This window comes from Pseudomonas sp. GW821-FHT01A09, from assembly GCF_058986725.1.
Genome location: NZ_JBYSWB010000013.1, coordinates 109,742 through 125,270 on the forward strand (window position 1 = coordinate 109,742; position 15,529 = coordinate 125,270).

The 15,529-nt window shown below is 62.3% G+C and carries 15 protein-coding genes and 1 pseudogene; 2 read left to right on the forward strand and 14 right to left on the reverse strand.

Features of this window, described 5'->3' with window-relative positions; translation table 11 throughout:
* Window positions 1–279: 279 nt before the first annotated feature.
* From AC3WJP_RS16445 to AC3WJP_RS16475, 7 genes and pseudogenes are all read right to left on the reverse strand, one after another.
* Window positions 280–1,299 carry an alpha/beta hydrolase gene (locus AC3WJP_RS16445; protein WP_493722819.1) on the reverse strand — a complete coding sequence of 340 codons (1,020 nt, stop codon included), beginning with the start codon at window positions 1,297–1,299 and terminating at the stop codon, window positions 280–282.
* Between the two features lie 133 nt (window positions 1,300–1,432).
* Window positions 1,433–2,173 (reverse strand): SDR family oxidoreductase, encoded by a 741-nt coding sequence (locus AC3WJP_RS16450; protein WP_493722820.1) that lies wholly within the window; start codon window positions 2,171–2,173, stop codon window positions 1,433–1,435.
* Window positions 2,170–3,327, reverse strand: coding sequence for an alkene reductase (locus tag AC3WJP_RS16455; RefSeq protein WP_493722821.1), 1,158 nt, complete (start codon window positions 3,325–3,327; stop codon window positions 2,170–2,172). Before AC3WJP_RS16455 ends, AC3WJP_RS16450 begins: the two co-directional genes overlap by 4 nt.
* 221 nt (window positions 3,328–3,548) lie before the next feature.
* Entirely contained in the window at window positions 3,549–4,232 is a 684-nt protein-coding gene (locus tag AC3WJP_RS16460; RefSeq protein ID WP_493735679.1) for a type 1 glutamine amidotransferase domain-containing protein, read from the reverse strand.
* A 254-nt stretch (window positions 4,233–4,486) separates the two neighbouring features.
* On the reverse strand, window positions 4,487–5,089 hold the full coding sequence (locus AC3WJP_RS16465; RefSeq protein ID WP_493723794.1) for a TetR/AcrR family transcriptional regulator: 603 nt from the start codon (window positions 5,087–5,089) through the stop codon (window positions 4,487–4,489).
* Window positions 5,090–5,146: 57 nt separating this feature from the next.
* On the reverse strand, window positions 5,147–7,042 hold the full coding sequence (locus AC3WJP_RS16470; protein ID WP_493723797.1) for a calcium-binding protein: 1,896 nt from the start codon (window positions 7,040–7,042) through the stop codon (window positions 5,147–5,149).
* Between the two features lie 9 nt (window positions 7,043–7,051).
* A pseudogene (locus AC3WJP_RS16475) lies at window positions 7,052–7,702 on the reverse strand (glycosyl hydrolase family 28-related protein); the annotation flags it as partial.
* A gap of 210 nt (window positions 7,703–7,912) precedes the next feature.
* On the opposite strand from AC3WJP_RS16475, the gene AC3WJP_RS16480 reads away from it, so the two are divergent.
* Window positions 7,913–8,602 carry a hypothetical protein gene (locus tag AC3WJP_RS16480; protein WP_493723793.1) on the forward strand — a complete coding sequence of 230 codons (690 nt, stop codon included), beginning with the start codon at window positions 7,913–7,915 and terminating at the stop codon, window positions 8,600–8,602.
* A gap of 128 nt (window positions 8,603–8,730) precedes the next feature.
* Here AC3WJP_RS16480 and AC3WJP_RS16485 read toward each other — a convergent pair whose 3' ends face one another.
* The 6 genes from AC3WJP_RS16485 to AC3WJP_RS16510 all read right to left on the reverse strand — a co-directional run bounded on the left by AC3WJP_RS16485 (window position 8,731) and on the right by AC3WJP_RS16510 (window position 14,257).
* Entirely contained in the window at window positions 8,731–10,038 is a 1,308-nt protein-coding gene (locus AC3WJP_RS16485) for a sensor histidine kinase (protein ID WP_493723792.1), read from the reverse strand.
* Window positions 10,039–10,111: 73 nt separating this feature from the next.
* Window positions 10,112–10,666 (reverse strand): N-acetylmuramoyl-L-alanine amidase, encoded by a 555-nt coding sequence (locus tag AC3WJP_RS16490; RefSeq protein ID WP_493723791.1) that lies wholly within the window; start codon window positions 10,664–10,666, stop codon window positions 10,112–10,114.
* Between the two features lie 132 nt (window positions 10,667–10,798).
* Window positions 10,799–11,989, reverse strand: a complete 1,191-nt coding sequence (gene fabV / locus AC3WJP_RS16495) for an enoyl-ACP reductase FabV (RefSeq protein WP_493723790.1) — start codon at window positions 11,987–11,989, stop codon at window positions 10,799–10,801.
* A gap of 262 nt (window positions 11,990–12,251) precedes the next feature.
* The gene (locus AC3WJP_RS16500) at window positions 12,252–13,148 is read right to left on the reverse strand and encodes a nucleotidyl transferase AbiEii/AbiGii toxin family protein (RefSeq protein ID WP_493723789.1); all 897 of its coding nucleotides are present in this window, start codon (window positions 13,146–13,148) and stop codon (window positions 12,252–12,254) included.
* Window positions 13,135–13,701, reverse strand: a complete 567-nt coding sequence (abiEi, locus tag AC3WJP_RS16505; protein WP_493723788.1) for a type IV toxin-antitoxin system AbiEi family antitoxin — start codon at window positions 13,699–13,701, stop codon at window positions 13,135–13,137. The genes AC3WJP_RS16500 and abiEi overlap by 14 nt, the downstream gene beginning before the upstream one ends.
* A gap of 76 nt (window positions 13,702–13,777) precedes the next feature.
* Window positions 13,778–14,257 (reverse strand): GNAT family N-acetyltransferase, encoded by a 480-nt coding sequence (locus AC3WJP_RS16510; protein WP_493723787.1) that lies wholly within the window; start codon window positions 14,255–14,257, stop codon window positions 13,778–13,780.
* 336 nt (window positions 14,258–14,593) lie between these two features.
* Here AC3WJP_RS16510 and AC3WJP_RS16515 point away from each other — a divergent pair, with 336 nt between their 5' ends.
* The gene (locus AC3WJP_RS16515) at window positions 14,594–14,851 is read left to right on the forward strand and encodes a hypothetical protein (RefSeq protein ID WP_493723786.1); all 258 of its coding nucleotides are present in this window, start codon (window positions 14,594–14,596) and stop codon (window positions 14,849–14,851) included.
* 171 nt (window positions 14,852–15,022) lie between these two features.
* Here AC3WJP_RS16515 and gvpU read toward each other — a convergent pair whose 3' ends face one another.
* On the reverse strand, window positions 15,023–15,496 hold the full coding sequence (gene gvpU, locus AC3WJP_RS16520; RefSeq protein ID WP_493723785.1) for a gas vesicle accessory protein GvpU: 474 nt from the start codon (window positions 15,494–15,496) through the stop codon (window positions 15,023–15,025).
* Window positions 15,497–15,529 lie beyond the last annotated feature (33 nt).

The window sequence follows — 15,529 nt, forward strand, 5'->3', positions numbered from 1 at the left end:
GTCAATGAGCCTCGGAAATCCTGACGCCGGATGGCGAAGCGAGAATCCACATCACCGGCAGTCCGGAAGTGGTGGGCAGCTGGACGCTCTCCGGCGATGTGATATGTGTGGTTTACCCTGCCTATGGCCAGGAATGCAGCATCGTCAAAGCTGACGATCAGTGGGTCTGGTTTGTCGACAGCAACAAGGGCAGCACCAACAACCGCTTTGGGCGATAGAAGGCCGTAACGCAAAAAACCCGGCACTATGCCGGGCTTCTGCCATCCAGAAAAACCGCTATCAGTTCAAATGCGCCTTCAACTCCCCAGCCGCCTGGCGCATGGCCGCCTTCACTTCCGGGATCCCGCTCAGCGGATTGAGCAACCCGTAGTCGTGCACCATCCCGTTGTAACGCACGGCCGTCACATCGACCCCAGCCGCATCCAGCTTGCGCGCATACGCTTCGCCTTCGTCACGCAACACATCCAACCCCGCCGTTTGCACCAGCGCTGGTGGCAAGCCCTTCAACTGCTCGACCGTGGCCCGCAGCGGCGAAGCGTGGATCTCGGCGCGCTGCGCGGCGTCGGTGGTGTAGCTGTCCCAGAACCAGGTCATCATGTTCTTGGTCAGGAAGTGCCCTTGCGCAAATTGCTGGTACGAACCCGTATCGAAGTTGGCATCGGTCACCGGCCACAGCAGCAGCTGGAAGCGCAGTTTCGGCGTGCCCTGCTCTTTCGCCATCAGCGCGACCACCGCGGCCATGTTGCCGCCGACGCTGTTACCGGCCACCGCCAAACGGCTGCTGTCGACCTGAAGGGTTTTGCCATGCTCGGCCACCCAACGGGTCGCGGCGTAAGCCTGGTTGATCGCGGCCGGGTAATGCGCCTCGGGCGATGGCGTGTAGTCGACATACACCGCGACGGCGCCGGAGCCGACCACCAGGTCGCGAATCAGACGCGCGTGGGTCGGGTAGTCGCCCAGCACCCAGCCGCCACCGTGGAAGAACATGAACACCGGCAACTCGCCCTTCACATGAGCCGGGCGGACGATTTTCAGCTTGATGTCCTGGCCGTTGACGCTGATGGTGCGATCGTTCACTTCGATCCCGGACATGTCCACCTTCACGGACGCCTGGGCACCAGTCAGTACGGCGCGGGCATCTTTGGGGCTCAGCTGTTCGATGGGCTTGCCACCGCCAGCGGCCAGGGCGTTGAGGAAGCCTTGGGTCTGGTGCTCGGGGGTGAGGTCATCGGCGGCGAAGGCGGTGCCGACGCTCAGGGCGATCAGGCTGGCGGCGAAGGCTTTTTGCATGAGGTTCATGGGGTGTTTCCTTACAGAGTGATGGGGGGTTGGCGTTCAACTGGTGCCTAGATTAATGGGTCGCCTTCGGGAGATAAATCGGCCGGAACGCGTTTGACTGTCCACCTGAGATGGACAATCAACCGCGAGGGCATCAGAACGCCTGATGCGTCGGACGGATCACGATTTCATTCACATCGACGTCATCCGGCTGTTCGATGGCGAAGGCAATGGCCCGCGCCACCGAGGCCGCCGGGATCGCCTGCTTGTAGAAGTCCAGCACCGTGTCCTTGGCCGTGCCGGAGGTGCTGTGCTTGAGGTCGCTGTCCACCGCACCCGGCGCGATGGAGGTCACGCGGACCTTGTCGCCCACTTCCTGGCGCAGGCCTTCGGAGATGGCGCTGACCGCGAACTTGGTGCCGGAATACACCGTCCCGCCCGGCGCGAACACCTTGACCCCGGCCACCGAACTCAGGTTGATGATGTGCCCGCTCGCCTGGGCCAGAAAGCGCGGCAGCGCGGCGGCGATGCCGTACAGCGTGCCCTTGAGGTTGACGTCGATCATGGCGTCCCACTCTTCGGTGTTGACCTCCGACATCGGGCGGATCGGCATCAACCCGGCATTGTTGATCAGCACGTCGAGCTTGCCGAAGTCGGCCACCACGGCGGCGACCACAGCTTCGACTTGGTGCTTGTCGGTGACATCCAGGGTGTAGGCCTTGGCGGCCCCGCCCTGATCAGTGATCTCGGCGACTACGGCCTGCAGTTTGTCCGCACGGCGAGCGGCCACGGCAACCTTGGCGCCGCGGCTGGCCAGCAGGCGCGCGACTTCAGCGCCGATGCCGGTGCTGCCACCGGTGATCAGGACGACTTTGCCTTCAATACCTTTACTCATGACAGCACCTCTGTTCCAGCGGCCAATTTGGCGGGCGAGTAGCGTGGGTAATCGGTGAAACCTTGCTCGGTGCCGCCATACAGGCCAGCCGGGTTCAGCGGGTTGAGCGGCCAGCCGTTGGCAATGCGCCGCGGCAGATCGGGGTTGGCGATAAAGGGCCGGCCGAAGGCGATGAGGTCGGCCAGGCCAGCTTCGATCAAGCGTGCGCCGCGCTCGGCGGTGTACAGCCCGGCGTAGATGATGCGGCCAGTAAAGGTGCTTCTTACTTCGCGGCGGAAGTCTTCCGGCAGATCTGGCGCGTTGGCCCAGTCGGCTTCGGCGATCGACAGGTAGGCGATGCCGATTTCCTCGAGCACCTTGATGGCTTCGATGTAGGTCTGGTGCGGGTCCGCTTCGACAAAGCCGATGTACACGCGGTCTTCATCGGTGCTGGTGAACAGCGGCGCAAAGCGCACACCGACGCGATCCGGGCCGACCACGGCGCTGACGGCCTGCACCACTTCGCGCAGAAAACGCAGGCGGTTGTGCAGCGAGCCGCCGTATTCATCGGTGCGCTGGTTGGCGTGGACCGAGATGAACTGGTTGACCAGGTAGCCGTTGGCGCAGTGGATCTCGACGCCGTCGAAGCCGGCGCTCAAGGCGTTGCGCGCGGCCTGGGCGTAGAGCTCGACCAGCGCGTGGATCTCGGTGACGCTCAGTTCCCGCGGCATCGAGGGCTCGACCAGGGTGCCAGTGCCTGGGCCGGTTTCGATGAAGGATTTGACGTTCGTCGCCTGCAGGGCGGACGGTGCGATCGGCGCGCCATGGTCGGGTTGCAGGGCGGTGTGGGAGACGCGGCCGACGTGCCACAACTGCGCGAAGATCACCCCGCCTTCAGCATGCACGGCGTCGGTGACGGTGCGCCAGCCATCGATCTGCGCCTGGCTGTAGATGCCTGGCGTCCAGGCGTAGCCCTTGCCACGGGGCTCGATCTGCGTGCCCTCGCTGACGATGAACGCGGCGCTGGCGCGTTGCTGGTAATAGGTAGCCATCAGCGCCGTGGGCACATCGCCGGGCTGAGCGCTGCGCTGGCGGGTGAGCGGCGGCATGACGATGCGGTTTTTCAGAGTGAGCGGACCCAGCGAGGTGGGTTCGAAAAGTGCGCGGTGTTCCATGAGTCGATTCCTGTGTGGCGTGAATCACTCGGCTTGTGAACGGCCGAGATTGAAATAGTGGGTGCCGTTGAACGCCTCATGGGTGTCAAGGCGATCCAGTTGTGAGCTTCTGTACTGGGCAAGCAGTGCCGGCCTCTTCGCGGGCAAGCCCGGCTCCCACAGCGTCAGGCTCTGACAATGTGGGAGCCGGGCTTGCCCGCGAAGAGGCCAGTGCGGCTTGATCAGCCTTGGGTCAGTTGCTCGATCAGGACGGTTGCGGCTTCGCTGGACGAACCCGGGTTCTGGCCGGTGATCAGCAGGCCGTCGCGCACTACATAGGAGGACCAGTCAGCGCCTTTGGAGTACAGGCCGCCGTTGGCTTTGAGCATGTCTTCGACCAGGAAGGGCACGACGTTGGTCAGGCCGACTGCTTCCTCTTCACTGTTAGTGAAGCCGGCGACCTTCTTGCCCTGTACCAACGGGGTGCCGTCAGGCTTTTTGACGTGGCGCAGTACGCCGGGCGCATGGCAGACCAGGGCGACAGGCTTGTCGGCAGCCAGGAAGGATTCGATCAGCTTGATGGACACCGGGCTTTCAGCCAGATCCCACAGTGGGCCGTGGCCGCCTGGGTAGAACACGGCATCGAAATCGGCGGGCGAAACGCTGTCTAGGCGCACGGTGCTGGCCAACTGTGCGGTGGCGGCGGCGTCGGCTTCGAAACGGCGGGTCAGGTCGGTCTGGAAGGACGGCTCGTTGCTTTTCGGGTCCAGTGGCGGCTGGCCACCGGCCGGCGAGGCCAGGACGATTTCAGCCTTGACATCCTGGAAGGCGTAGTACGGCGCGGCCAGTTCTTCGAGCCAGAAGCCGGTTTTGCGGCCAGTGTTGCCGAGGGTGTCGTGGGAGGTCAGAACCATAAGAACTTTCATGTCGATTTTCCTTTTCAGTAGAATGTCGGGATTAAAAATTAGACTGGTCGTCTAGAGCTTAGGCAAATTTTGATCACTGCGGCGCGCTTTTGTTCAGCCCTATCGATTGGCCCAACGATCATCCTGGAGCAGCGCGTTGCGGTGAAGATGTAGCTACCTTAACTTCCATTAGACCAGTCGTCTAGTGCTTTTTCGATATTTTTTCGCAGTGGGTTGTTTTGGCGGTTTGCAACAAGGGGGCTGCGCCCCTCAGATCAAGGCAGGGCCAGAAGTTGGCGGGTCATGGACACGGCTGTGGCAAACGGCTGAACGCTCTTGGTGATCTTGACCATCACACTGGCGCCGACCCACAACTGATAGAGGCTTTGCGCAACGGCATGGGGATCACCGTTGGCCTGCAGCGAGCCTTCCGAGATACCGGTTTCGATCGCTTGGGCAAGGCGATCGATGATGCCCGAAGTACCGCGCTTGAGCACCGCCCGCATCGCCTCCGACAAGTCGGCGACTTCCACGCCGAGCTTCACCGCCAGGCATTTGCCCTGGCAGTCCTCGAACGACTGGGTGTGTTGCCAGGTCTCCCAGTACTTGAGCAACCGCTGCGCCATGGTCAGACCCGGCAAGGCGAGGATCTGATCGAGCTCGTCCAGATAGGTGCTGAAATAGCTTTCCAGCAACGCCTCGCCAAAGGCGTCCTTCGACCCGAAGTAATGGTAGAAGGACCCTTTGGGCACACCGGCGGTGGCCAGGATTTCATTCAAGCCCACGGCGGAATAGCCCTTGGCGGCCATGATTCGCTGGCCTACATCAAGGATTCCCTGGCGGACGTCGGTGGTTTCGCGTGTCTTTGGAGTGTTCATGGCGGCCATGGTAATCCTTACTAGCCGATCGGTCTACTACCTCGCCATGGACTCTCTTCACGCGCTGAGAGTGTCATGGGCGACACCCAGCAACGTCACCTCGGCCGCGTCCCCATGGGCGAACACAAAGCTCCCCGCCCCCGTCGCCGCGGCCACATCCCCGGCCATGCCGATCTCGAAGCGGTGCCCGGTGGCGTTCACATCCAGATCCTTCACATAGGTGCGCCCCGCCTCCGCGCTATAGGCCACCAGCAAGGTGCCGTCGTGGCCGTTACCCAACCCGGTATAGCCGAGGGCGGACACGTCGATCAGGTCCTTGGCCGGATTGAAGTCGGTGATCAGGTCATTGGCGCCGTGATAACTGTCGTCGAACTGGGTGTAGCGGAAAGTATCTGCGCCAGTGCCGCCGGTCAGCACATCACGGCCCAGGCCGCCGATCAACACGGTGTCGCCAATGCCCGCGGTCAGAGTGTCATCGCCGCCCAGGCCGTCAACCGTGAAGCCCTCACGGACAGACAGATTGTCCTTGCCTTCGGTGGCCGTCCACGAGGGCAGATAGGCATTCAGGATCTCGTGGCTGGGCGCGAAAATGAATGCCTTGGCCGCATCGCCGGTGGCCAGCCCAAGGCTGTTGGCCAGGGTCCAGCTCAACGAGAAGCGATTGCCGTCGGCATCGGCGTCCAGCGATTGCACGCGCCAGACATGGTCGGTGATATCCAGCGCCAAGGTGCCGTTGTGGCCGTCGCCCAGGCCGATGAAACCCAATGCGCTGACATCGATGACGTCACCGAGGTCGATGCTGTAGTCGGTGATCAGGTCGGTGGACGTCACGCCGGTGCGGTCGTTGACGAAGCTGTCGGTGATCTGGTGGTAGCTGAACACATCGGCGCCACCGCTGCCGGTGAGGATGTCCGCGCCCGCGCCGCCGTCCAGATGGCCATCGCCGTGGCCGCCTTTGAGCACGTCGTTGCCGGCGCCGCCCTGGATGAAGCTGGCGTCCGCCGTACCGAGCCACGACAGGGTGTCGTCGCCCGCCGTGCCTTGGTGCAGCACGGTGAACTGGCTGTCCGTGAGCCGGGTGCGGTAGTCGCCTTGCAGGGCCAGGCGAAAGTCTTCGCTGCCGTTGTCGGCCAGGTGAGTCAGGTAGGTGCGGTGCTCGGCGGCGACGTAGGTGAGCGCGATGGTGTCGTTGTAGCCGTTGCCGAGGCGATCGATGCCCAGGGCGGTGAGGTCGAGCTTGTCCCGCGTCTGGGAAAAATCGGTGATCAGGTCTTGATGAGCGCGGGTGCTGTCAGCCAGTTGGCTGTAGACGAAGGTATCGCTGCCGGCGCCACCGGTGAGGGTGTCGGCGCCCAGGCCGCCTTCAAGGCGGTCGTTGCGGTGGCCGCCGATGAGCACGTCGTCGCCGGCATAACCGTACAGGGCGTTGCTGGCAGGGCTGCCGAGCAAGGTGTCGGCCGCCGCGGTGCCATAGGAGCGGTTGGGCGCCAGGACCGCATCGTTGACATTGCCGGCGATGTCGATGCCATCAGGCAGCCCGCGCACGATGTTGCCGAGGATATGGTGGTACTGCGGGGTGCTGGTGTCGGTATCGAGCACTGCGGTGGTGCTGGTGCCGGCGCCTTCGTTGGCCAGGTTGTTGTAGCTGATCGTCAGGCTGTTGTCCGCCGCGACCACCTGGCCGTCGGCAAGGGTGTTGCCGGTGACGACGATCTGCGCGGCGCCGCTGCTCAGGCCGTTGTCGTAGATCGACGAATTGGTCACGGTGGCCTGGTCGGTGCCCTCCAGGCGCACGCCCGCGCCGGCATTGTCATGCACGCTCAAGCTGTCGATGCGGCCTGTGAATCCGCGCTCGACGACGCCCGCGCCACCGTTGTTGTAAGTGGCGCCCTCGTAGATCCAGCCGCCAAGGGAGGTTGTGTCTCTGCTGCTCGGCACTTGCTCGAACACCATGCCGTTGCCGGTGTTGTCGTGGGAAACGTTGTTGTAGAAGGTGCTGTGGCCGTCCCAGTAGTGCAGATCGAAGCCGTCGCCGCCGTTGCCGCTGGCGATGTTGTCTATGAAGGTCGAGGTGCCCTTGTCGTCGAAACGCAGCGCGAAGCCGTCGCCGAGGTTGTTGCTGGCGAGGCTGTCCTGCACGGTCAGACCGGTGGTTTGCGCCTTCGCCAGCAGGCCGTCGCCGCTGAAACCGGTGAAGGTCACCTGATCGACGGTCACCCCACTCGCATGGGCGCTGGAGCCCGCCGCGCCACCGGTGACAAAGCCGTTCACCGTGCCTTGAGTGTGGGCCTGGTTGCCATCGAGGGTGAGGCCTTGGATGCCGGCGTTCTGGGCGCTGGAGGCGTGCACCAGGCCGTCGATGTCGGCGCTGCTGCCGTCCGCGAGCTTGAGGGTGGTGGCGCCTTGACCAGCGCCGGCCAGGGTGACGTTGGCTTTGAGGGTCAACCCGTCCGCATTGGCAGCGCTGACGATGAAAGTGCCTGGCGGTACGTAAACCTCCCCGCCACCGGCCTTGAACGCTGCGTTGATGGCCAGCTGGATGGCGTGGGTGTCATCGGTGACACCGTCGCCCTTGGCGCCGAAATCCAGAACGTTGTAAAGCGTGGTGGTCATGAGCGGGTCCTTGCGAGGCGGGAGACGAATCGATTCTCGGTTCTGGCAAGCGTTGCGCCTGTTGGTTCAGGGGCGCGCAGGAGATTCGGACGAAGCGCAGCGAATGTTTCATCTTGCAGCTTGTGACAAATTTGTGAAAAACCTGTCAAATAATAGTCCTACCCGCCTGCACCCCCGCCTTCCATTCCTCGCGCCCCGGAGCCCGCCCCCGTGAAATCCGAATTGCAAACCCTGCGCCAAGCCACCTTTGGTGTCTGTCTCAAAATCGCCCTGAGCCTGTTCGGGCTCGGCATGATCTGGCTCGATGTCGCTGTCTTCAACACACAGATACTCGAGACCTCATTCACCGAAGTCACTCAGGAAATCATGCTGTTCATCTGCGCCGTGCTGTTCTGGCACAACGCTCGGCTACCCCATCAGAAAGGCTTCAGCGTACTGGCGGGAGGCTTTTTTGCCTGCCTGTTGATGCGCGAACTCGACGGGCTGTTCGACCCCATCAGCCACAGTGCCTGGTGCTGGCCGTTTTGCGCCATCGCTGCAGTGTGCCTGGCCATCGGCTGGAGCAGGGAGAACCGTGCCGATACGGTGCAGGCTCTGGCTGACTTCACCCGCACGCCGGCCTTCGGATCCATTGCCACGGGCTTGGGTATCCTGGTGTTTTCCCGGGTGTTCGGGATGGGTGACCTTTGGCACCTTATTCTCAAGGATGGCTACGCACGCCTGGCCAAGACCATGGTCGAAGAAGGCGTCGAATTGCTGACCTACTCGATGTGGCTGGCCGCGACCCTCGACCACGTGTGGGCCATGAAGCGCGTGCAGGGCAAGGCGGCTGCGCCCGCCACCCGGGCAGCAGCACAGCACAACCAGCAGCCCACGCACGGGCATAGGTCCACGCGCTGACCCACCGCCTCCGTCACTCGCCATGAGTCTTCAGGATGCGGGGTATACCGCGTGTTGGAGAATTCATCAGGGAAGGCCACGCCGTCTCCAGGTGAGGTGCCCGGCGCGGGGCATGAACGATCCGTAAATTACGGCGCCATGCCATCGATATGGCCGAGCACGCGCAGATACAACTGCACCCGGGTGCCGGCGCCCGGTGCGGTCTCGAGGCGTACACAACCGCCCGCGCTCTGGGCGAACTCGCGCACCTGAGCCAGCCCCAGGCCTGTGCCCTGGCCCGACTGCTTGGTGGTGAAGAACGGTTCGAAGACCTGCGCCGCCAGCGCCTTGTCCATGCCCGGGCCGTTATCACTGACGCTAAGCACCAGGTAGTCCCCTTGCGGTAGTTGCAGGTCGTCGTCCACCGCCTGCAGGCGCGTCGCCACCGTGACCTGCCCCGGCCCCGCCAAGGCATCCCGCGCATTGGCCAGCAGGTTCATGACCACGGCATGCAGTTGCACCTCGACACACATCACGCCCCAGCCGTGGGCGGCGAGGTCGAAAGTCAGCTGTATGTCGCGGCTCAGCGAGCGCTGCATCAACTCCTGCGCGGCGGCGATACGCTCGCTGACATCGATGCAGATCAGCTCCGGACCGTCGCGACGCACGCTGCTGAGCAAGTGATTGACCAGTTGTCGGCCCTGCTCCACCGCTTGCAGCCCGGTGTCGCTGAAGCGCTCGACATCGATCGGCCGCCGCGCGCGCAAGCGGATCATCTGCAGGCTGGCACTGAAAGACTGCAACAGATTGTTGAAGTCATGGGCGATGCTCGCGGTGAGCATGCCCAGCGACGACACCCGGCGCGAGTGGCTCAGGGATTGCTCGGCGGCCAGGCTGTGCTCCTGGGCCGCCTCCAATTGCAGCGCCAGTTCGGCCATGTGCTGCTCGCGCTGCTGATCGAGCAGGCGCAGCTGCATCAGCGCCGCCGTCTGCCGCGCCAAGGCCTGCAAGGCGACGGCCTGAGCGGCGCTGAGGGTGCGCGGCCGGGTGTCGATCACGCACACCGTACCCAAGGCATGGCCGGCATGGGTGCGGATCGGCGCCCCGGCATAGAAGCGAATATAGGGTGGCCCCAGCACCAGCGGGCTCTCTTCGAAACGGGGGTCGAGCCTCGCGTCTTCGACGATCAGTACCTCGGTCGGCTCCAGGATCGCATGGGCGCAGAACGCCAGGTCGCGATGGGTTTCCTGTACATCCAGGCCGATGCAGGCCTTGAACCACTGACGCTCACGGTCCACCAGCGACACCAGCGCGATGGGCACATTGCACAGCGTCGTGGCCAACAGAACCACGTCATCGAAGCCCTGCTCCGCGGCACTGTCCAGCACACGCAGGTGTTCGAGCGACAGGGCGCGCTCTTCCTCATTGGCAGGAACGGGAGCAGGACGGTGGGTCATTGGAAAGCCGCGTGACGAAAAATTCAGGCGGCTATCATGCGCCGGGCCGTGGTGGTGGGGCAAGAGCGTGAACTCACGCAGACACTTGCGGCGCGAGCTGCCGCGCCACCTCGGCGCGGAACTTGTCCATATCGAAGCTCGGATCGATCTTGCGCCCCGGCGGCAGGGCGAACTCTTTATGGCCGATGCAGCAATGCACCTCGGCCTTGAGGTGCTTGAGGATCGCCGCCACGCCGGCGACATAGGCGTCGTACTGCGCCTGCGGCCAGGGGTCTTCAGCTTGCCCGGAATGCTCGGCTTCGATGCCGATGAACCGGCTGTTGCCCGCGGCATTGCCACGAAAAGCTCCGACGCCGGCATGATTGCAACGCCCCGCGGCCACTACGTAATAAGTCCCGTCGCGGCCCAGGCCCAACTGTGAAAGCGGACCTGGCAGGTCCTTGTGGCCGAGGACCAAGGTATCCAGTGTCGGCATATTGCCGGATCGGCGGTTGGCGGTGTGATGGCACATAACCCCTTCCACCCTGCCCATCTCGGCCCGCCCGCGAGTGGCCCAGCCGTCGACGCGCACGACCTTGAGCCCAGCGCCTTCAAGCACGTCCGGCAGCCATACCAATGAGTAAGTCATGATGTGTTCCCTCTGTCGTTCGACCTCCCTGAGGCCGGTGTGCAGAGGGTGACCGCTGCCAGACAGGCAGCGGCCTTGTATATCTACCACCTACATTCACCCCGCACATTGCGCGCGGGGTGAGTCCAGCGGTTACACCAGGTTCTTGATGACCACGTGGGGCTCGACATCGGCGTCGTAGTCGACGCCTTCGACTTCAAAGCCGAACAGGCGCAGGAACTCGGTCTTGTAACCGGCGAAGTCGGTCAGTTCGTCGATGTTGTCGTTGTCGACTTTTTCCCACAGCGCCGAGACTTCAGCCTGTACGTCGGGTTGCAGCTCTTTGTAGTCGGCGCGCAGGCGGCCTTCTTCATCGAGGATCGGCTTGGGATTGTACAAGCTGTCCTTGTACAGGCCGTAGACCTGCTCGATACAACCTTCGTGGGTGCCCTTTTCCTTCATCACCTTGAACAGCAGCGAGAGGTACAGCGGCATCACCGGGATGGCGGAGCTGGCCTGAGTGACCACAGCCTTGAGCACCGAGACGCGCGCGTCGCCGCCATGGGCAGCGAGTTTTTCGCGGATGCTGATGACCTTGCTGTCCAGGTCCTTCTTGGCCGCGCCAATGGAACCGTTCCAGTAGATGTCGTGGGTGATCTTCTCGCCCAGATAGGTGAAGGCGGTGGTCTTGGCGCCGTCGGCCAGCACGCCGGCTTCGTCCAAGGCATCGATCCACATCTGCCAGTCTTCACCGCCCATCACGGCCACGGTGCCGGCGATCTCTTCTTCGGTCGCGGCTTCGAGGGTGAAGTCCTTGACCACCACCTTGTCGGTGTCCAGGCCACGCTGGGTGAAGGCCTTGCCGATCGGCTTGAGGGTCGAGCTGAACACTTCGCCGGTCTTGGGGTGGGTGCGGCGCGGCGCAGCCAGGCTGTAGACCACCAGGTCGATCTTGCCCAGGTCCTGCTTGATCACGTCGATGGTCTTGCGCTTGATCTCGTCCGAGAAGGCGTCGCCATTGATGCTCTTGGCGTACAGGCCTTCGGCCTCGGCGAATTTGTGGAACGCGGCGCTGTTGTGGAAACCCGCGGTGCCGGTCTTGCCCTCGGCGCTTTCACGCTCGAAGAACACGCCCAGGGTGCTCGCGCCGCAGCCGAAGGCCGCAGTGATGCGCGCTGCCAGGCCGTAGCCGGTGGAGGCACCGATCACCAGAACGTTCTTCGGGCCATCGGCGATGGCGCCTTCGCGCTTGACGTAGTCGATCTGGTGTTTGACGTTGACTTCACAGCCGACGGGGTGTGTCGTCACGCAGACGAAGCCGCGAACGCGCGGTTTGATGATCATGGGAGCCCTTCCTCTTTCAGTATGCCGAGAGCCACGGGTGGCTTGAACATTACAATTTGAACACGGGTATAGACGCTTAGGAAACCGGCGGGTCACGGGGTGGGGTGATGCAGGGGACCCAATACGGTGCCTGAGAGCCCAGAAACAGGTGTTTGCGAGAGAAATCGTCGCTCGACCGTAAGGATGATCTATGGAAGAACACTCAACAGAAAATCACATTTTGTGTAACTTTCTGTTGAGTCAGGACCTATTTGACATTTTTTTACATCTTGAAGGCCTGCTCGTCAGTATCACCATCCAGCGTCCTTTCACACAAGACGGCCAAGCCCTTGATGTGCCCCACCAACACGGTCCAGAAAGCAGGTTCATTGACAGTTTGCGCGACAATGTCGATTGGCAGAAATCGGCTCATCTCCTTGCGAAAGCCCACCGCAACCGAAGCATCGGCTTCGAGCAAAACCGTTCGTGACTTGAACAGCGCAAGAAAATCCTGAGGCTCGCAGCGATGATCCGCCAGCTTTTTTGTCAGCAGTGCCATCGTCGGCTTCACACCCTGCTGTCGTAGCCACAGCAGATCCCATAGGTCGCGATTCTTGATTCGATTAGGACGCAATGCAAAGGCCACGATCTTGTCGACGTAAATCTCCTCCCGCGCCTGAGCCTGCAGTATCAGGCCGCTGGTCCCCATATCGACGCCGTACAGGTTGAGCAGCAACATAGGCTGAGGCATGTAGCTGGGAATCGAACACACATCAATGTTGATACGTTGGGCGGGCAGATCTCGCCGGCCGGGCCGCGTCTGCACTTTGAGTTTCCAGGTATCGACGTTGCCGATATCCCGGACGGGAGCGCTTACCTCCACCTCAAGTCCGTATTTGCCCTTAAGCTGTTCCACCAGCACTTGCGCAAGATCCATCAGACTTTCCCGGTTGAAATTGGCTCCGCCGGTAAAATCCAGATCCTCGCTCAACCGGTTGGAACCGTAGCAAGCCCTAAGGCAGGTGCCTCCGATAAATGTCAGCTGAGCCAGCATTCCTGCGGAACTCAACGCCAGCATGATGTCGTGATGGAGCAGCTCTTTCTCGACCACGACACGCAACGGCGCCAGCGCCTGCTGATTGTTCAGCGCATCATCTACCAATTGATCAAACAAACTCATCCGCGATACTCCAATCGATCAGATCCAGATCGCGCTTTGCCGCACGCATGTCTCGAAGAGCCTGCGGCACGGTGGCGCGCCAGAGTCGACACCGTGCGTCATAGCTCACGTGGTTTTGCAAATCTGCGGGCTTCTGCCGAGTGTGGACGAACTCGATCGTGCCCCATCGTCCACAAGGGATGCGGCTGCTGCGACCCGAAGACATCAACGTAATCCAACTGATGGGGATCTGCGAGATGATGCCGTAATCGCTGAGCGCCGTTTCGAGGCTGATGTAGTTGAACTGCCTGGCTCGCAATCGGGCCGCAGCATGGAACAGGAGCAGGCCGTTGTTTGGCGCGGCAGGCTCGAATAGATAAAGGCCTCTGCACAGACGAGTCAGCGGCCCCTCTGCAGCGATGCGCGCCAGCAGGGTGCGATAAGCGCCGTCGGATAAGTCAGGCACTAGTGCCCGCAGGTCATCAGGCGTGAACAGGTATCGCTCAGGGCTGGCCAGCTTTGCTAGATGCTGGAGCAGGCGCCGCATCGGCTGGGCAGGATCATGGCTAGCCATGGAAGCAACTCAACAGTAAGTTACACTTACTGTAACTTACTGTTGAGTGAAGGCAAAGCATGTAGAAGCGAACGACTCAGCTCTCGGCAAACCGCCGCAGCCCCTCCCCTTCCATCCGATACCGCACCCACTCGTCCTGCGCCACGGCGCCGATGGATTTATAGAATTGAATAGCCGGTTCGTTCCAGTCCAGCACGCTCCACTCCACGCGGCCGCAATCCTTGGCGACGGCTTCGCGGGCGAGTTGCTTGAGCAACGCCTTGCCAGCGCCGCTGCCACGGGATTCGGGGCTGACGTAGAGATCTTCGAGATACACACCATTGCGGCCCAGCCAGGTGGAGTAGCTGAAGAAGTACACGGCGAAACCGATGGGCTTGTCGTCCTGCAGGCAGATCAAACCGTGGGCGGTGGCGCCTTCGCCGAAGAGCGAACGCTGGATGTCTTCGACGCTGGCGATGACTTCGTGGCGGGCGCGCTCGTATTCGGCCAGTTCGGTGATGAAAGCAAGAATCTGCGGCGCATCGCTGAGCTGCGCCGGGCGGATGTGAAGGGTCAAGGGGCGGTCATCCGGTGGGAATGGGAGGTCAATGCTAGCGGGCAGACGGCGATCCTGCCACGATGTGTTTCAAGATGTGCGCAGCTGTTGTGCCTGATGGGGCCTCGGACTAACCTCGCTCGCGCCGCTGCCAAATGAGCGGCCGGGCGTGAGAACCCGAAACTCTATCGACTGCAAAGCACATTCAGCCTCGTTATGGCGGCTGTGCACGGGCACGCCTCGGCGTGGCCGGGTCGATGGTCTATGGAGCCCGGTATTCTCACCCCGTGTACAGCTGCCACCCAAGTCAGTGAGAAGGCCGGTGGCAGGACCATCACTCACTATGGATAACTTCCAATGACCAATAAATCCTTCGCACACGAACTCCCCGAAACCCTGTTCACCATTCCCACCGGCCGGACCGGCCACCCCACTGATGCCATCACCGCCGCCTGCACCCGAGCCGAAGCCGTGCTCGACATGCTCATGCTGCACTTGCGCCTGCCCGCCGACGCCGAGCGTTTGTCGCAAGCCCAGGTGAGCAACGTGTTGTGGGATGTACAAGGCACGCTAGGGCTGATCCGTACGTTAGCCCTGCATCAATCAGCGAAGTAAACGGACACGCACCGGGCGCGCGCATCGGGTAACGGACGCGCGCGCCCGCACTCCATCCGCACGGGCCAAAAATCATACGCTTTCGGCCTCAGCTAACAATTTTGAAGCAAAAAAACCATTTCCTAACAAAAATGAAGCAGCCCTAAGCATTTCGAAGCCAGTGCCCACCGCTCACCCCCCTTGAAAGTGCCCTAACGAAAACCCATCCACCGCCGCCACCTTGCCTCGCCACAGCATCCCGACCGCCGACACCGGCCCTTGAGGCCCCGCGTACACCCGCGCATCGCGCACATGAATGTACTGCGCCGCCGGGTCCTCTTCCTTGCTCGGTGATTCATCGAAACCCCGCACCAGCGCGCGGATGCTCTCGGCATCACTGCTGCCGGCATCGGCGAAGGGTTTGGCGAACTGTTCGGCCAGCAGGGTGAAATAGGTCTGGGGCGATATAAGCAGCCCGGACACCAGATGCCCACGCACCGACAAGGTGATGCCGACTTCCAGATTGGCCTGACTGGCTACGCGCACGAACCACTGCAACAGCCAGTCGACCTGGCGGCCTTCCCATTCCATCTTGCTGAGGGCGGGGTCGGATAGAGGCACAGAGGCCTGCGGCGCGCTCGCGAGTTTGGCGTTGATCTTGGACATGCTGGCGCTCCGCTCCATAGATTGACTTCCCCT